The following is a 15,863-nucleotide window of genomic DNA, read 5'->3' as shown; positions in this document are numbered from 1 at the left end:
GCCGTTCGTGAGTTCTTCTGAGAAGAGATCTGAAAATTGGGAATATATTATCCTAATTAAATTTGGAAAACAAGTTTTTTCCCGGCCCGGTTACGGCAACCCCCGCCGTCCATCGACTTCACGTTGAAAAGAATGCGGTAATGCGTTATATAAGGTCAGCAGAGCATCAAACCTCCGGATTCAGGTTACTTCATCAATGATCCCGCCGCCCAGGACAATATCGTCGTCGTAAAAAACCATCGACTGACCCGGGGTAATCGCCTCCTGGGGTGTGTCAAAGACCACCCGGCACGTCGCCGCGGAATTTCCGGAGATCTCGATCCGGGCCTTTGCCCCCTGATGGCGGTAGCGGATTTTCGCCGTCAGCCGGGCCGTTGAATCCGGGGGAAAACCGGAAACCCAGTTGATGGAGACGACCTTCGCTTCCAGGGACAAGAGGTCCTTCTTCTCCCCCGCGACAACGAGATTTTCTTCGGGACGGATCGCCACAACATAGAGCGGAACGGGATGGGCGACTCCCAGTCCCCGCCGCTGTCCCACGGTAAAATTCATATATCCGCCGTGACGGCCGAGGAGTCTTCCCTGCCGATCCCGGATCTCCCCTTCCCGGAAGGCGTCGGGATCCCGGCGATGGAGGAAGGCTGTGTAGTCGTTATCCGGAATAAAGCAGATCTCCTGACTCTCCGCCTTCTCAGCCACGGGAAGAGAAAACTTTTCGGCCAGTTCCCGGATCCCGGTCTTTCGGTAGTCGCCAACCGGAAAGAGAAGACGTGCAAGAATCTCCTGAGTCACGCCGTAGAGAAAATAGGACTGGTCCTTGCCGGGGTCGAGCCCCTTCCTCAGGCGGTAAAAACCGGATCCGGGGTCATGCTCGATCCGTGCATAGTGGCCCGTGGCGATCCGGTCACAGCCTAATCTTTCGGCCTCTTTCAGAAAGTGATGAAACTTGAGGAGCGTGTTGCAGAGAACACAGGGATTCGGCGTTCGTCCGGCCCGGTATTCGGCACAAAAGTTCTCGACGATCTCTTTACGAAAAAAGTCCTGGAACTCAAGGATATGATAAGGAATTCCGAGGCATTCGCAGACGGCCAGTGCGTCCTCCACGGCGGTGAGGGAGCAGCAGATCCGGGGATTCTCGAAGGTTCCCTCCCTTCCTTCATCCCAGATCTTCATGGTTGCACCCACAACATCGTACCCCGCATCTTTCAGGAGCGCCGCCGCCACGGAACTGTCAACACCGCCGCTCATGGCGACGAGAACTTTTTCTTTCTTTGACATCCCTACAACACCCCAAGAAGCTTATGGACCTGGGGAATGATGCGGACTGAATCGATCCCCGCTTCCCGCAAACCCGCCTGTATATCAAAGAGCCTTTCAATCCAGGAACGGTCCCGCTCCGAGCCGCTCACCGGCTGCAGGACAAGGGGTGGACAGCCTCCGGAGCGGATCAGTTCCGCCAGAAGGTGGAGTTCGTCCTCTTTCACGTCCGGAGAGAGGACCGTCTTGACATAACCGATCTTCGCCCCCCCGGTCTGAAGGAAACGTCGATGCCCCTCCCAGTCGGCCGCCTCTCCGGTGGCGGAAGGGATTTTCACATCCATGGAAACAACATCGATCCAGGGAAGGACCGACTGCAGGGCATCAGAGAGAAGACCGTTGGTTTCGAGCAGGCAGGGGAAACGATGATCCAGCAGGGGGAGAAGTTCCCGGAGAAAAGGGGCATAAAGCAACGGCTCTCCACCGGTGAGCGTCAGTGCATCAATCCCCCCTGCCTGAACCGAACCGGAGAGGATCAGGTGGGCGACCTCCTCCAGGTTCAGGGGATTGGGCCGCTCCCGAAAATCCCCCCGGCCCGGAGTCTGTTCGATTCGGCATGGACCGGAAAGCTTCAGCGCCGCCTCCGTGTCGCAATAAACACATCTACGGTTACACCCGTAAAACCGGACAAAGAGATGACGAGCTCCCAACTCCGGACCTTCCCCCTGGAGGGAGGTAAAGATCTCCATAACCGACACGGTCTCCCTCTCCATCAGGGAACCCCCCTGACCTTACACCGGGCACGGGCAATCCCGTCAATCTCCTCACCGTAACGGACAAGGATCTCTTCCGCCAACCCTTCCGGAGCGACACCGAGTTCCGAAAGACCGGCGGTCCTGACGGGAGTCCCTTCCGTCACCACGTTCAGACCGGCATGGATCATCGTGGAAACGGGGCTCTGTACGGCAATAGAAACGGAGAGTTTTCCTTCCCCGGAATAAAGGTCGTCTCCCCTGCGGATCACCCTTACCGCACCATCCCGGTTCAGTTCTTCCGCAATGAGACAGATCAGCAGACGCTGCCGCAGGATCGAGATTTCCAGGGAGATCCCGAAATGTTCCACAATGAAATGAAGCATCCGGGTGCTGTGGATCGGCGCATCGGAGAGGATATCCTCCAGGTCGGCCATCCGTTCTACAGGAAGATCACAGGGACCACGGAAGGCGACGATACTGTCGCCCAAAAGGCCGAATCGGCGATAAGCCCAGTGGGAGGTCAATTCCCGGCCGGTATAGCAGATCTCATCCTCAATAAATTTTGCAATCATCACCTTCTCCTCGGGGATACGCGCAGAAAACCATTTTACTATACCCCGAAACGGTTCCGTTGAAAATCACTTTTTCCCGGAAGGCCGGCACCGAACAGCAGGTTTGAAGCTTGTCCATCCCACCCCCCCCTGCCTACCTTTGCTCACAGGAAAGAGATTGACTTTCGTCCGTCACTTATTGTAGCTTATGCGACAAATGAGGCAACAGATCCAACGGCTTGTGTTGCGTCATGAAACATCACGGGACAGGTATAAATCCGTCACTTTTGCATCCGGGACAATATGGTCGCTCGCAAAAACAAAACCCCCACGGGCATCCTCGTCGGCATCATTCTTTTCTGTCTGATCGCCGGAGTTCTCTTTCTCACCCTGAAGGTCTTTTCCACGGTTCCCATTCGAGTCACTCCAACCTCACCGGAAGCCGCAAAAAGCTGCCAGGCCAAATTCACCAAGATGCTGATCGATGAAACCCTGGCCTTCAACTATCAGAAGACTCGGGACATCACCTTTTCACAGTTGGAGATCAACTCCTGGCTTCAGGAAAAGCTCAGAAACGAACAAGTTACAACCATTCGGGGAACCCTGCAAAAAAACAGGATCATTTTTTCCGGCCTCTTCCGTCCCTTTGCCGGCAAATCATTTGCCCGATCATTTCCTTTTTCGCTTTTGCGGAACTTCGAGAAGATCACCATTACCTTTCGCATCTACACCCGTCCGACTCTTCGTTCCGACCGGGTTTACTTTGACCTGGAGCGCGTCATCCTGGGGAAATTGCATATCCCTCCGGGCCTCATTCCGAACTTTCTCAATGCACTGGATTTAAACCCTTTCAAGAAGGAAGTCCGGACGATCAAGGATGTCCGTATTACAAATGGTTCCCTCATCGTCACGGTATACGCCGATTAAGATGGAACTCTTTCTTTCCGCCCTCGGACTTGCCATGATTATCGAAGGGCTCTCCTACTTTACATTCCCCCGGCAGGTCAAAGATCTTGCCTCACGCCTCCCGCAATTCCCGGACAGCGCGATTCGCACCTTCGGTTTTCTGACCCTCGGCGCAGGACTCCTCCTCATCTACCTGGCAAGGCACTTCTTTTAGAAATCGGAGATTCGGAACCGGACATCAGAAATCCGAAAACAAAAACCGACAAATGACGGGCTAAAAAATTTCAACAATGGCAGGCTGAAAACGGGGACTCCCGGAAATCCGCTGATTGAAGAGTCGCTGAAGAAGAAAGAAGAGAACAAGCCCGATGAGTGCCCCGGAGGCCGCCGCCGGGTCCCGTGCTTTCAAGGAAAAGATCCCGGAGAAGTAAATTCCTGCGGCCATTCCGGCGAAGAGCCCGATCAGGGGGAACAGGTAGAGGAAAAAGGTGCCCGAAAGAAAGCTTTCCGTCGGGATCGCCACGCGGACGGTCTGTCCCACGGAAGCTTCGAGAGGATTTTTCGCCACCACCGTAACGGCCCCCTCTCCTTCGGAGAGGTTACAGAATCCGGCGGACGCACACCCTTCACAGGCATGACTCCGTTCCGTACGGACCGTCGCCTTCGTCCCCTCCACAGAGACAACAACACCGATTTCTTCGATCATCGCTTGTCTTTCATCAGCTTATACACCAGGCTGTCCACCAGCGCCTGCCACGATGCCTCAATGACATTCTCGGAAACCCCCACGGTTCCCCAGCAGTCGGCCCCGTCGCAGGATTCGGTAAGAACCCGAACGTTGGCGGAGGTCCCGCTCTTCTCCGTCAGAACCCGGACCTTGTAGTCGGAGAGACGCACCTCTTTCAATTCCGGGTAGAATGCATAAAGCGCCTTCCGCAGGGCCTGATCGAGGGCATTGACCGGACCGTTTCCCACGGCGGCCTCATGTACCACCCGGCCGTCGGGTCCCCGCATCATAATCGTCGCTTCGCAATCGGTCGGGGCCTCCCCCCGCTTTTCGTTGATAACCCGGAAGCCGAGAAGATCGAAATAGCGTTTCCCCTTGCCGAGGGCCTTCCGCATCAGGACCTCGAAGGAGCCTTCCGCCCCTTCAAACTGGAACCCTTCGTTTTCCAACTGCTTCAACTGCCGGACGATCCTTTTCACCTCTTTGGAACGCCCCTCCACGTCAATGCCGTACTTCCGGGCCTTGTAGAGAATGTTGCTCCTCCCGGACAGGTCGGAGACCAGGACCCGCCGGTGGTTCCCGACCCATTCAGGATGCACATGTTCGTAAGTCTCGGCCAACTTCCGGACGGCGCTGACATGGATACCCGCTTTGTGTGCAAAGGCGGAATCCCCCACATAGGGGAAGCGTTTACTGTGCGGCAGGTTGGCAATCTCCGCCACGTAACGCGAAAGATCCCGAAGTTTCGCCAGGTCCTGCTTCGTTACACAGGAGACTTTCAGTTTCAACACCAGGTTCGGAATGAGGGAACAGAGATTCGCATTCCCGCACCGTTCCCCGTATCCGTTGATGGTCCCATGGACCTGGACGGCTCCGTGCCGGACGGCCATAATGGAGTTGGCCACGGCCATCTCCGCATCGTTGTGCGCATGGATACCGAGAGGCGTGGAAATACGCTGCCGCACCCGGTCCATGACCCCCCCGATCTCGAAGGGAAGAGCCCCGCCGTTGGTATCGCAGAGGATGATCCGGTCCGCCCCGCCGGCTTCCGCCGCTTCCAGCGTCTGCAGCGCATAGTCCGGATTGGCCTTGTAACCGTCGAAAAAATGTTCGGCATCGTAGATGACCTCGTCGAGGCGTTTCTTCAGATAGGCCACCGACTCCCGGATCATGGCAAGGTTTTCCTTCTGCGATACATGGAGGGCATGTTTCACATGGAGGTCCCAGGACTTTCCGAAAATGGTCGCCACCTGCACGCCCGACTTCATGATCGCCCGGAGATTGGTATCCCGACCCGGGGTAATGCCGCCCCGCCGCGTGCTGCCGAAGGCGACGATCCGGGATCGTTTCAGATCAAGCCCCTGCACCTCCCGGAAATAGTCGATATCCTTCGGGTTTGAGCCCGGCCACCCTCCTTCGATATAGTGGATCCCGAAGGCGTCAAGCTGTTCCGTGATCCGTAGTTTGTCATGCACGGAAAGAGAGACATCTTCCGCCTGGGTCCCGTCCCGGAGGGTGGTATCGTAGAGGGTCACAGCATTCATCCGTTCATTCCTTGATGCTCTCGTAAAAAGTCGTTTTCCGGATTCCGTTCATGGTTCGACAAGCTCACCACGAACGGAATATCAATCACTTACACCGTTCGCCCTGAGCTTGTCGAAGGGCTTCGTGACTTTTTACGACACCATCATTCCTTGAAGGCATTGAAAAAGGTCAGGGCTGGATGGGGTGCTTCCGTTCGTGGTGGATTTCCCCCTTCTCTAATCCGAAGGCTTTATGGAGCTCCCGGACGGCCAGCTCAAAATATTTTGCATTGATAATACAGGAGACCTTGATCTCCGAGGTACTGATCATCTCGATATTCACACCGGCATCGGCCAGACATTCAAACATCTTCGCCGCCACCCCCGTATGGGAACGCATCCCCACCCCGACAATGGCCACCTTAACAATATCGTCATCGACATGAATCTCCTCCATGCCCAGTTCATTCTCCAACTCCCCCATGATCTTCTGCGCCTTCGGAAGATCTTCCTTGGAGACGGTGAAGGTCAGATCGGCCATCCCGTCCCTGCCGATGTTCTGAACGATCATATCGACAAGGATTCCTGCAGCGGACAGGGTCCGGAAGATCCGCATCGCCACACCGGGCCGGTCGGGAATTCCGATGGCGGAGACCTTGGCTTCGTTCTTGTTGAAGGCAATCCCGGAGACGACCACATCTTCCATTTCTTTCTCCTCTTTGGAGACCAGAGTCCCCGCATGTTCATTAAAACTGGAACGGACCATGACCGGTACGTTGAACTTCTTCGCCAATTCCACCGAGCGCGTCTGGAGAACCCTGGCACCGAGGCTGGCCAGTTCCAGCATCTCATCATAGGAGATTCGATCCAGCTTTCGTGCCTCGGAAACAATATTGGGATCCGTGGTATAGACCCCGTCCACATCGGTATAGATCTCACAAAGGTCCGCGCCGAGGGCGGCAGCCAGAGCCACGGCGGAGGTATCGGAGCCTCCCCGGCCGAGGGTGGAGACATCGGACTTCTCATCAATCCCCTGGAATCCCGCCACCACGGCAATCTTACCTTTGTCCAGGGCCGCCCGAATCCGTTCCCCCGTAATCCGGGAAATCCTCGCCCGCCCATGGGCGAAGTCGGTGATAATCCCCGCCTGACGACCCGTAAAGGATTCTGCTGCACACCCGATCGTTTGCAGTGCAATCGCCAGAAGGGCGCTCGTGATCCGTTCCCCCGAGGAGAGGAGGAGATCAAACTCCCGTTCATCGGGAAGATCGGTCAGTTCATTGGCCCATCCCACGAGCTTGTTCGTCTCTCCCGCCATCGCGGAAACAACGACAATCACATCATGGCCGGCCTTCTTGACACCGGCGACTCTCCCGGCCACATGGCGGATCCGGTCGACATCCCGGACCGAAGTACCCCCGTATTTCTGAACGATCAACCCCACGTTACACTTCCCTGATCAAAAGGTCCATAATTTGATAGCCCGGATCCACAAGCCGACCGGCTTTTGCAGCGGTCTCCTCATCATAGCGCCGACCCGATTCCCGGATATTGCGGCTGTCATAGAGAACGAAGGGGGCCGGATCGCTGCTGTGCGTCCGGATTCCGATCGGCGTCGGATGATCGGGCAGAAGCAGAATCCGGAAATCGCCGAGTTTCGGCAACCCCTGCAAAAGTTCCCCGACGACCCGTTGATCAAAGTTTTCGATCGCCCGGACCTTTTCCCCGGCATCCCCGATGTGCCCGGCTTCGTCAGCCGCTTCCACATGGAGATAGACAAAATCATCCTCGGCCAGCAGATCCAGCGCGGCCAGGGCCTTCCCCCGGAAATTGGTGTCAAAATAGCCGGTGGCCCCGGGAACATGGACCGCTTTCAGCCCCGCATAGATCGCGATCCCCTTCATCAGGTCCACCGCAGAGATCACCCCCCCCGTCACCCCGTATTTTTCCTGAAACGTGGGCAAAGAGGGACGATTCCCCTGCCCCCAGAGCCAGATCGAATTGGCGGGAGCATCCCCATGCAGGACCCGGTTCTGATTGACGGGATGATCCGCCAGCACACTCCGGGAGCAAAGCATCAGATCGTTCAGCCGTTCCGAACCGGTCCCTCGCGGAAGATATTCCCGCACCGGCTGTCCGCTGATATCATGGGGCGGGGTGCAGACCGCCCCGGTCTTCCCCCCTCGCCAGACCATGAGATGACGATAGCTGACACCGGGATAGAACGAAATCTCCGCATCGGAAAGCTCGGCATCCACCGCCCGGATCAACCCTTCCGCCTCCCCGGTGCTGATGTGACCGGCACTGAAATCGGCCATTTTGTCATCCTGCAGGGTCACCAGGTTGCACCGGAAGGCAACATCCGCCGGCCCCAGTTCCACCCCCATGCTCGCCGCCTCGAGGGGAGCCCGTCCGGAGAAGTAACGTACCGGATCATATCCGAGTACGGAAAGGTTGGCCACATCGCTTCCGGGCGTAAACGAATCCGGAACGGTCCGTACCAGTCCCATCTCCCCGCCTGCGGCAAGACGGTCCATATTCGGTGTTTCGGCAACCTGCAGAGGCGTTTTCCCCCCGAATTCTTTCAGGGGCCGATCCGCCATCCCGTCGCCTAACAATACAATATATTTCATCATTTCCTCCGGGGTCCTCAAGCGGAATCCTGAGGAGCACCCGATCAGTATCCCAGCACCTCGATCACTTCATCAATTGCGGCCCGGACGGTAACCGGCTTCTCCGAAACGGAGATCGCCGTATCGGGGTCCTTGAGCCCGTGGCCGGTCAGGGTACAGACAATGGTACTCCCTTTCTCAAAACCGACCTCCCTGTTCCGCTTGATCACACCCGCCACCGAGGCGGCCGAGGCCGGTTCGCAGAAGATCCCTTCCAGGGAGGCGATCATCCGGTAGGCACTCAGGATCTCCTCATCCGTCACGCAGTCGATCTTCCCCTCGGACTCCACCGCCGCCGCTTCGGCGAATTTCCACGAAGCGGGATTCCCGATCCGGATCGCCGTGGCCACCGTCTCCGGGTGCTCCACGGGGTGGCCCAGGACGATCGGTGCCGCCCCTGCCGCCTGAAAACCGATCATCCTCGGCAACCGGTCGATTCTCCCCGCCTCCCGATAGTTGCGATACCCCTTCCAGTAGGCCGTGATGTTCCCGGCATTCCCCACGGGAAGCGCATGATAATCAGGAGGACCGCCCAGCTGGTCGCAGACCTCGTAGGCGGCGGTGGTCTGTCCCTCAATCCGGTAAGGGTTAATGGAGTTCACCAGGGTGATCGGATAGTGTGCCGAGACCTCCCGGACGATGTTCAGTGCCTCATCAAAATTGCCCCGGATCTGGAGGACCTTCGCCCCGTGCATCATCGCCTGGGAGAGTTTTCCCAGGGCGATCTTCCCCTCGGGGATCAGGACAAAGGCCCGAATCCCGCAGCATGCCGCATAGGCCGCGGCAGCGGCGGAAGTGTTTCCTGTGGAAGCACAGATCACGGCCTTCGCCCCGGCCTCCACCGCCTTGGAGATCGCCATGGTCATCCCCCGGTCCTTGAAAGACCCCGTCGGATTCGCCCCATCGTATTTCAGATAGATCGAAAGATCCGGATGGATTGCCTCGGCCAGCCGCTTCGCATGAATAAGCGGCGTATCCCCTTCCAGCAGGGTCACCACCGGGGTCGTATCCGTCACGGACAAAAATTCACGGTACTCTTCAATCACTCCTCGCCAACGTTTCAACCGTTACACTCCTTATGATTTTAGCTTTCAGCAGTCAGCTTTTTCATTCTTAATCGTCTCTATGGTGAATGCTTTGCGTTTTTGACTTTGCTTTGTGCCTGCCCCTTTTTTCTATTCCTCTCCCCCATTTTGATCCTCAATCCGGATCAGCACCGTCTCCCCCTCCGTCATCGCCAGGGCATCGATCCGGGCCAGGGCCTCCTTTACATTCCGTTCCCGGGCCATGTGGGTCACCATGACGATCGGGACCGGCCCGTCGGATTTACGACCCGTCTGAATCACCGAAGAGATACTGATCCCGAAATCAGCCAGGATCCCGGAAATCTTCGAAAGCACTCCGGGGCGGTCCGCCGTGGAGAAGCGGAGAAAATATCTCGTCCTCACTTCGTTCATGGCCCGCACAACCACAGGTTTCCGATATTCCTCCGGAAAGGATTCCAGGGGAACACGTTCGACACCGCCATACAGAAGGTCCCGGGCAATCTCCATCAGGTCGCCCACCACGGCGCTCGCCGTCGGCAGTGCCCCGGCCCCCTTGCCGTAGTAGAGGGTCGGCCCCACGGCATTCCCATTCACATAGATCGCATTGAGGACACCATTCACCTGGGCCAGCAGGGTACTCTCGGGAATCATTGTCGGATGAACCCGGACCTCGATGGAATTATCGGAGGCCTTGGTAATTCCCAACAGCTTGATCTTGTATCCAAATCCCCTGGCATATTCAATATCGAGGGGAGTAATCCGTGAAATCCCTTCCGTGTAAACCTGATCGAAGGGGACGGGTGTCCCGAAGGCAAGGGACGCCAGAATCGCCAGTTTGTGGGCCGAGTCGATCCCTTCCACATCGTAGGTCGGATCCGCCTCGGCATAGCCGCGGTCCATCGCCTCCTTCAGGACCTTGTCGAAGGCTTCCCCTTCTTCGGTCATCTTCGTCAGGATATAGTTTGCCGTACCGTTCACAATTCCGTAGATCGACTCGATCCGGTTCGCCGGGAGTCCCTCTTTTAACGTACGAAGAATCGGGATCCCTCCTCCCACGCTCGCCTCGTAGCAGATTTTCACGCCCTGTTGTCGCGCCTTTTTGCAGAGTTCTTCCCCGTGAATGGCCAGTAGCGCCTTGTTGGCCGTCACCACATGCTTCCCGGCGGAAAGGGCCGCTTCCACAACCTTCTTTGCCGCCCCGGTTCCCCCGATCAGCTCGATCACGATGGATATTTCCGGATCGTTTAGGATCTCTTCGCTGTTTGTGGAGAGAATCTTCCGGTCCAGGGTCATGCCCCGGTCGGTCTCAATATCAAGATCGACAATCTTCTTCAGGAAGAGTTCGGCGCCGAGACGGCGCGAAATCACCTCACGATTCTCTTCGAGGACCTGTGCCACCCCCGTACCGATGGTCCCGAATCCGAAAAGCCCGATTGCAATCTTTTTCATTTGCGTTGTCCCATTGAAAACGGATTGCACCCTGTCAAAAGATCGCTCGAATCCCCCGCACCGCCTGACGGGTCCGGTGTTCATTCTCCACCAGGGCAAAACGGACGAATTCGTCGCCATACTCCCCGAAACCGATCCCCGGAGAGACCGCCACCCTGGCCTTTTCCATGAGCATCTTGGAGAACTCCAGAGATCCCATGGCACGGTATTTCTCCGGAATCTGCGCCCAGACGAACATCGTCGCCTTCGGTTTTTCCACCTCCCATCCGATCCGGGTCAACCCTTCACAGAGGGTGTCCCGACGGGATCGGTACATCTCAACGATCTCCTTCACGCAGTCCTGGGGCCCTTTAAGGGCAATGATCGCCGCAATCTGGATCGGCTGAAACATCCCGTAGTCGAGATAACTCTTCATCCGGGTCAGGGCGGCAATGATCTCCCGGTTGCCCGTGGCAAATCCGACGCGCCAGCCCGGCATGTTGTACGATTTTGAAAGACTGGTAAACTCAACCCCCACATCTTTCGCCCCCGGCACCTGCAGAAAGCTCGGCGCCTTGTAACCGTCATAGACCAGTTCGGAATAGGCCAGGTCATGGATGACGATTACATTATTTTCCTTGGCAAACTCCACCACCTTCTCGAAAAAAGAAAGCTCCACCACCCGCGTCGTCGGATTGTGGGGAAAATTCAGCATCATCACCTTGGGCCGCGGCCAGGTCTGCTTGTAGGCCTCGCTCAATTCAAGAAAGAAGTCACCGTCCAGGGTCATGGGCACATGGCGGACATCGCCGTTGGCGATAATCACGCTGTAGGCATGAATCGGATAGGTCGGGTTCGGCACCAGCACGGCATCCCCCGGACCGACCAGGGCAAGGGCAAGGTGGGAGATCCCTTCCTTCGACCCGATGGTGGCAATGGCCTCCGTTTCGGGATCGAGATCGACGTCATACTTCTCCTTGTACCAGTCCGTAATGGCTGAACGAAGTTTGGGGATCCCCCGGGAGGCGGAATAGCGGTGATTCTTCGCCTGCCGGGCGGCTTCCGTCAGCTTCTCGACAATATGGGGGGGGGTCGCCTGATCAGGGTTTCCCATCCCCAGGTCAATCACATCTTCTCCGCGTCGACGGGCCTTCATCTTCAGGTCATTGACAATGGCGAAAACGTAGGGAGGCATTCGATCAATTCTTCGAAAGACAAATTCCAAGGGATTTCTCCTCTATTCCGTGTGCTGCCCTTTGTTGAAGAGTTGCGGGGTCTTGCCGAGGACGGTCATCGCTTCGTCGGCATGGAAAGAACTCCGCACCAGGGGTCCCGACATCACAACTTGGAAACCAAGTTCATAACCGATCCGCTCATATTCGGCGAACCGTTCCTGCGGAACATACTCCACCACAGGAACATTCTTTTTCCGGGGCCGCAGATACTGTCCTATGGTCAGGATCTCGCATCCCACATCCCGCAGGTCCCGCATCACTGAGATAACCTCATCCGGTTGTTCCCCGAACCCCAGCATGAAACCCGACTTGGTCGGCAGCTCCGTAGCACACCATTTGACATAAAAAAGAAGATCCAGGGATCTGCGGTAATCGGCACGACTACGGACCTCGGGATAGAGACGCGGGACCGTCTCCACATTATGGTTGTAGATATCCGCACCGGACACGGCCGCCACCCGGATCGCCTCCCGGTCTCCCCCGAAATCGGGGGTCAGGATCTCCACCGTGACGCCCGGCACCTCACTTTTCACGACACGGACCGTTTCAGAAAAGTGCAGACTCCCGCCGTCGGAAAGGTCATCCCGGGTCACCGAGGTAATCACAACGTGTTTCAGGTGTAGTTCACGAACCGCCGCAGCAATCTTCATCGGCTCTTCCGCATCGAGGGTCCCCGGCCGCTCATGCCCGACGGCACAAAAAGCGCAGTCCCGTGTACAGTGATCCCCTAAAATCATAAAGGTCGCTGTCTCCCTTGCGAAACACTCCCCCTGGTTGGGGCAGAGCGCCGATTCACAGACCGTATGCAACCCTTTGGCTCGCAAGATCCGCTTGACTTGATGCGTGGCTTCACTCGTACCGGCCCGGTTGGTCACCCAGTCCGGCAGACGCTGAACGGTCATGAATCCTCCCTGAAACGCTGCCTAACCCTTTGATATTGGTTAAAAATTAAATATATCACTTATTTTTTTTACAAGTCAAACGAAATATGAAGGATCTGCACTGCAAGGAGGGAGCAAAGATCCATGATGCAGACGAACCGGTCCATTCTTTCCGGGATCACTTCAACCGTTCAAAGTGATACCAGATACGGAACATCTTCCAGAAGGACAGCGGCTTCGTGACGACCTCCGTCCGTCCGGCACGGATGGCCTGAACGATCGACAAGACCGTCTTCTCGGCCTCGACGATCGTCGAGGTACTGTCGAACTGGCGGAGCAGATGGGTATCGGAGGAGCCGATCATCGGAACCCCGTAGTCCCGGCAGATCCGCTCCGCCTTCCGGTTGAAATTGAGTAGCGGGTGATAGAAGTGCGAGTATTCCACTGCATCGAAGAGATCCCGATTCCGCATGAACCGGCCGTTGAGACAGGAAGATTTCGGGAAAAACGGATGGGGAGCAATGATAAGAAAGCTCGATTCCTTCGCCTCCCGGAGCTCCCCGAAAGTCCGGATCGACTGATGCTCCGGTCTCGCATTGATCAAAAGGACATGCTTCTCCTCTACCGGAAGTTCCATCCCCGGGATCAGGAGAATCCCCCGCTCCCCGGCATAGTCCCGGAGTTCATCGCTGAAAGTCACCACCCCGTGATTCGTGATGGAGAGAACATCGTAGCCCTTCCCGCAGGCAAGATCGATGATCTCCCGGTCGGAATAAAAGATCCGGTCACAGGGATCGGAACCGGTATGAAGATGAAAATCACACTTGAGCTTCAAGGAACACCTCAGGGATTATCATAGCATACTTTTCCGATGGGGGGGAGAGGGAGGAAAATCAGGCCGGGAAACCGGGAATAACCGTTACAACGGAATCCCCCACATAAACATCGAATTCGGAGCAGAGGATCGCCAGTTCCGTATCCTCGAGGGGCATATCGACTTCCAGGGCGATCGGCTTCTTCCCGGAATCGACCCGGTACTGGTAGAGGTCCTTCGCTTCCAAGAGCCGTTCCGAAACAGACAAAGGAGCCAGGTCGAAAATCCGCAATCGATCCCGCTCCACCCGGTTCCGGTAATAGATCTGCACCACATCCCGGAAAACGATCCGGTGCGGCAGGAAAGGATTGACCGTTCCTGAGTTCGCCTTCAGCCAATCCCGGCAGAGGAAATCAACACGCACCTCCTCCGCATCAATATCAAAATCGAACTTCCGCACCTCGGCCTGGTGCAGTGAAAAATCGTTGCGGAAGGTCTCGGAGTCGATCCGCCCTCCCGCAATATCCGCTTCAACTTTTTTCAGGTATTCCCGGACTTGCTCGTCCGAATAACTTTCCGTCATGGTCTTTACCTATTCCTAAAGAATCAACGATTCGTAACTTCCGCCCCCCCGGAAAAACCGGGATGTTAGGTCATGCCTCATTATTCCCCGTAGATCCCCACCGGCCTGTACACCATGCTTGCGCTGTTGAGCGGCAGACAGGTGGTCAATCGCCTTTTGGCTTCTGCCTTTGACCTGCCTCATATTCTCCATCCACGATTCTTTTTATTCTTTTTGCAATGACGTGTTTCCATTTCTCACATCCTTCTCACCCTGTGCAATCAGCTTAGAAATACCCATGGCATTCCTCATACGCTCAAAACTTTTAGGAGCCTGGAGGACCACCCTCGGCTCCCCGTTCTGGGGAAAGATTTCGGGACGATGGTGCAAAAAAAGACCTTACGTCAACAATATCCGGACCGAGTCTCCGGCAAAACCAACCGGATCACCCAAACCCACAGTCGATACTTTTTGATCCATAATCACCACGAAAAAATTGGAGGAAATCCAGATGCTATTTATTGCTTTTATTACAAAAGAGCGTCGATGCCCTTTCTTTCAATGTCTGTTTGCCATCGCCACCGATCCTGCCTTTCCTTGGCCCATCAATTTCATAGGCAAAATGGCCGTCCTAAAACTAAGAACCGATCGGAATTTCAACAAAAACTATGTGATCTCAAACAGTTCCCATGGTCCGACCCCACTTTCCTCGCCCTCCTTACAAACTCCGTTCAATCAGTTCCTCGATAATCAGATCCGGATGAAATTTCCCCTGTGTCACCAGTTCGTAGAGGAGGCGGGTGTTGAACGGTTCGTAGTAGATCACCATCCGGTGAAAACTCTCTGCGTAATAGGGAATCATATCGGAGGAGAAGGAGTCGCGGAAGAGGACCACGTTTAAATGCCCATCGGGGTTTATGTTTGCAATGGGTCGTTTATACTTTACGGAATAGCGCTTGTCATATCTTTTCAGGAAGTTTGCCAGATCATCGTCCCGCCGGGCGGATGGGGACTTCACAGAGAGAAAGAGTGTCTCTTCCCGAAGAAAGGGTTTTACCCCCATCATCTCTGCTAGGTCGCCCCGTTTTGAGGGTCCCCGCCGGATTCTTAAAGCACTCTCGTCGAGTAAAACCGGTTCCGAATGATTCCCTTGCAGCTTTTCCACTACCGCACGGTAGGCAAGAAAGGCCCCCCGCTGGTTCCAGTGCGTATCGGTTTTGAGATAAAGGCGGCTATATTTCTTTTTCGCCTGTCGCAGGAGAGGACGCAGATCAAGGAATGATGCAGCAGCGCCGTTTCTCCGGAGCATCTTCGATAGCTGGTCTCCCCGGGTGATCCCGCCCCTTTCCCCTATGCCGGAGGGAAGATATTCGGGATAGACGGATTGCTTATTGGGTGCGAGTATGAAGAGATAACGACTGCCGATATAATGGGATATTCCCATCCGTTTCTGAAAAACCTTCCACCCCTCCTCCAACTCTCCCCGACGATAGGGAACAACGCCGA

At 56.0% G+C, this 15,863-nt stretch carries 16 protein-coding genes and 1 pseudogene; 2 read left to right on the top strand and 15 right to left on the bottom strand.

What is annotated here, in order from left to right; translation table 11 throughout:
• Positions 1–180: 180 nt before the first annotated feature.
• Genes mnmA through GXP58_09090 form a run of 3 tightly spaced genes read right to left on the bottom strand, consistent with a single transcriptional unit; the run spans position 181 to position 2,584 of the window.
• Positions 181–1,278, bottom strand: a complete 1,098-nt coding sequence (gene mnmA, locus GXP58_09100) for a tRNA 2-thiouridine(34) synthase MnmA (GenBank protein ID NOY53761.1) — start codon at positions 1,276–1,278, stop codon at positions 181–183.
• Between the two features lie 2 nt (positions 1,279–1,280).
• Complete coding sequence (locus GXP58_09095; protein ID NOY53760.1) at positions 1,281–2,030, bottom strand: 7-carboxy-7-deazaguanine synthase QueE; 750 nt, start codon at positions 2,028–2,030, stop codon at positions 1,281–1,283.
• Complete coding sequence (locus GXP58_09090) at positions 2,030–2,584, bottom strand: DUF366 family protein (protein ID NOY53759.1); 555 nt, start codon at positions 2,582–2,584, stop codon at positions 2,030–2,032. The genes GXP58_09095 and GXP58_09090 overlap by 1 nt, the downstream gene beginning before the upstream one ends.
• A 282-nt stretch (positions 2,585–2,866) precedes the next feature.
• Here GXP58_09090 and GXP58_09085 point away from each other — a divergent pair, with 282 nt between their 5' ends.
• Entirely contained in the window at positions 2,867–3,490 is a 624-nt protein-coding gene (locus GXP58_09085) for a hypothetical protein (GenBank protein ID NOY53758.1), read from the top strand.
• A 1-nt stretch (position 3,491) separates the two neighbouring features.
• Entirely contained in the window at positions 3,492–3,683 is a 192-nt protein-coding gene (locus GXP58_09080) for a DUF2065 domain-containing protein (GenBank protein NOY53757.1), read from the top strand.
• A gap of 60 nt (positions 3,684–3,743) precedes the next feature.
• Here GXP58_09080 and GXP58_09075 read toward each other — a convergent pair whose 3' ends face one another.
• The 12 genes and pseudogenes from GXP58_09075 to GXP58_09020 form a co-directional block, all read right to left on the bottom strand.
• Positions 3,744–4,175, bottom strand: coding sequence for a SoxR reducing system RseC family protein (locus GXP58_09075; GenBank protein NOY53756.1), 432 nt, complete (start codon positions 4,173–4,175; stop codon positions 3,744–3,746).
• A complete protein-coding gene (locus GXP58_09070; protein ID NOY53755.1) occupies positions 4,172–5,740 on the bottom strand; it encodes a citramalate synthase in 1,569 nt (522 codons plus the stop codon). Before GXP58_09070 ends, GXP58_09075 begins: the two co-directional genes overlap by 4 nt.
• A gap of 169 nt (positions 5,741–5,909) precedes the next feature.
• Positions 5,910–7,163 carry an aspartate kinase gene (locus tag GXP58_09065; protein NOY53754.1) on the bottom strand — a complete coding sequence of 418 codons (1,254 nt, stop codon included), beginning with the start codon at positions 7,161–7,163 and terminating at the stop codon, positions 5,910–5,912.
• A 1-nt stretch (position 7,164) separates the two neighbouring features.
• Positions 7,165–8,352: a cofactor-independent phosphoglycerate mutase gene (locus GXP58_09060; GenBank protein ID NOY53753.1), complete on the bottom strand. Its 1,188-nt coding sequence runs from the start codon at positions 8,350–8,352 to the stop codon at positions 7,165–7,167.
• Positions 8,353–8,396: 44 nt separating this feature from the next.
• On the bottom strand, positions 8,397–9,455 hold the full coding sequence (locus GXP58_09055) for a threonine synthase (GenBank protein ID NOY53752.1): 1,059 nt from the start codon (positions 9,453–9,455) through the stop codon (positions 8,397–8,399).
• Positions 9,456–9,566: 111 nt separating this feature from the next.
• Positions 9,567–10,886: a homoserine dehydrogenase gene (locus tag GXP58_09050; GenBank protein ID NOY53751.1), complete on the bottom strand. Its 1,320-nt coding sequence runs from the start codon at positions 10,884–10,886 to the stop codon at positions 9,567–9,569.
• A 34-nt stretch (positions 10,887–10,920) separates the two neighbouring features.
• Complete coding sequence (gene alaC, locus GXP58_09045; protein ID NOY53750.1) at positions 10,921–12,090, bottom strand: alanine transaminase; 1,170 nt, start codon at positions 12,088–12,090, stop codon at positions 10,921–10,923.
• A gap of 12 nt (positions 12,091–12,102) precedes the next feature.
• Complete coding sequence (gene lipA, locus GXP58_09040; protein NOY53749.1) at positions 12,103–13,002, bottom strand: lipoyl synthase; 900 nt, start codon at positions 13,000–13,002, stop codon at positions 12,103–12,105.
• Between the two features lie 157 nt (positions 13,003–13,159).
• Positions 13,160–13,816 carry a PHP domain-containing protein gene (locus tag GXP58_09035; protein ID NOY53748.1) on the bottom strand — a complete coding sequence of 219 codons (657 nt, stop codon included), beginning with the start codon at positions 13,814–13,816 and terminating at the stop codon, positions 13,160–13,162.
• Positions 13,817–13,874: 58 nt separating this feature from the next.
• The gene (locus GXP58_09030) at positions 13,875–14,378 is read right to left on the bottom strand and encodes a hypothetical protein (protein NOY53747.1); all 504 of its coding nucleotides are present in this window, start codon (positions 14,376–14,378) and stop codon (positions 13,875–13,877) included.
• Positions 14,379–14,582: 204 nt separating this feature from the next.
• Positions 14,583–14,738 (bottom strand): annotated as a pseudogene (locus GXP58_09025) (type II toxin-antitoxin system Phd/YefM family antitoxin).
• 337 nt (positions 14,739–15,075) lie between these two features.
• Positions 15,076–15,863, bottom strand: a 788-nt coding sequence (locus GXP58_09020) for a hypothetical protein (GenBank protein NOY53746.1), incomplete at its 5' end; no start/stop codon positions are given.

It is taken from the genome of Deltaproteobacteria bacterium (assembly GCA_013151235.1).
GTDB lineage: Bacteria > CG2-30-53-67 > CG2-30-53-67 > CG2-30-53-67 > CG2-30-53-67 > JAADIO01.
This window is presented reverse-complemented; position numbering and strand designations above follow the sequence as displayed.

Excerpts from the sequence above, each read along its gene's own strand:
- GXP58_09090 (NOY53759.1), bottom strand. The coding sequence starts at position 2,584 with ATGATTGCAAAATTTATTGAGGATGAGATCTGCTATACCGGCCGGGAA.
- GXP58_09095 (NOY53760.1), bottom strand. The coding sequence starts at position 2,030 with ATGGAGAGGGAGACCGTGTCGGTTATGGAGATCTTTACCTCCCTCCAG.
- GXP58_09030 (NOY53747.1), bottom strand. The coding sequence starts at position 14,378 with ATGACGGAAAGTTATTCGGACGAGCAAGTCCGGGAATACCTGAAAAAA.
- lipA (NOY53749.1), bottom strand. The coding sequence starts at position 13,002 with ATGACCGTTCAGCGTCTGCCGGACTGGGTGACCAACCGGGCCGGTACG.
- GXP58_09070 (NOY53755.1), bottom strand. The coding sequence starts at position 5,740 with ATGAATGCTGTGACCCTCTACGATACCACCCTCCGGGACGGGACCCAG.
- GXP58_09075 (NOY53756.1), bottom strand. The coding sequence starts at position 4,175 with ATGATCGAAGAAATCGGTGTTGTTGTCTCTGTGGAGGGGACGAAGGCG.
- mnmA (NOY53761.1), bottom strand. The coding sequence starts at position 1,278 with ATGTCAAAGAAAGAAAAAGTTCTCGTCGCCATGAGCGGCGGTGTTGAC.
- GXP58_09085 (NOY53758.1), top strand. The coding sequence starts at position 2,867 with ATGGTCGCTCGCAAAAACAAAACCCCCACGGGCATCCTCGTCGGCATC.
- GXP58_09080 (NOY53757.1), top strand. The coding sequence starts at position 3,492 with ATGGAACTCTTTCTTTCCGCCCTCGGACTTGCCATGATTATCGAAGGG.
- GXP58_09060 (NOY53753.1), bottom strand. The coding sequence starts at position 8,352 with ATGAAATATATTGTATTGTTAGGCGACGGGATGGCGGATCGGCCCCTG.
- GXP58_09050 (NOY53751.1), bottom strand. The coding sequence starts at position 10,886 with ATGAAAAAGATTGCAATCGGGCTTTTCGGATTCGGGACCATCGGTACG.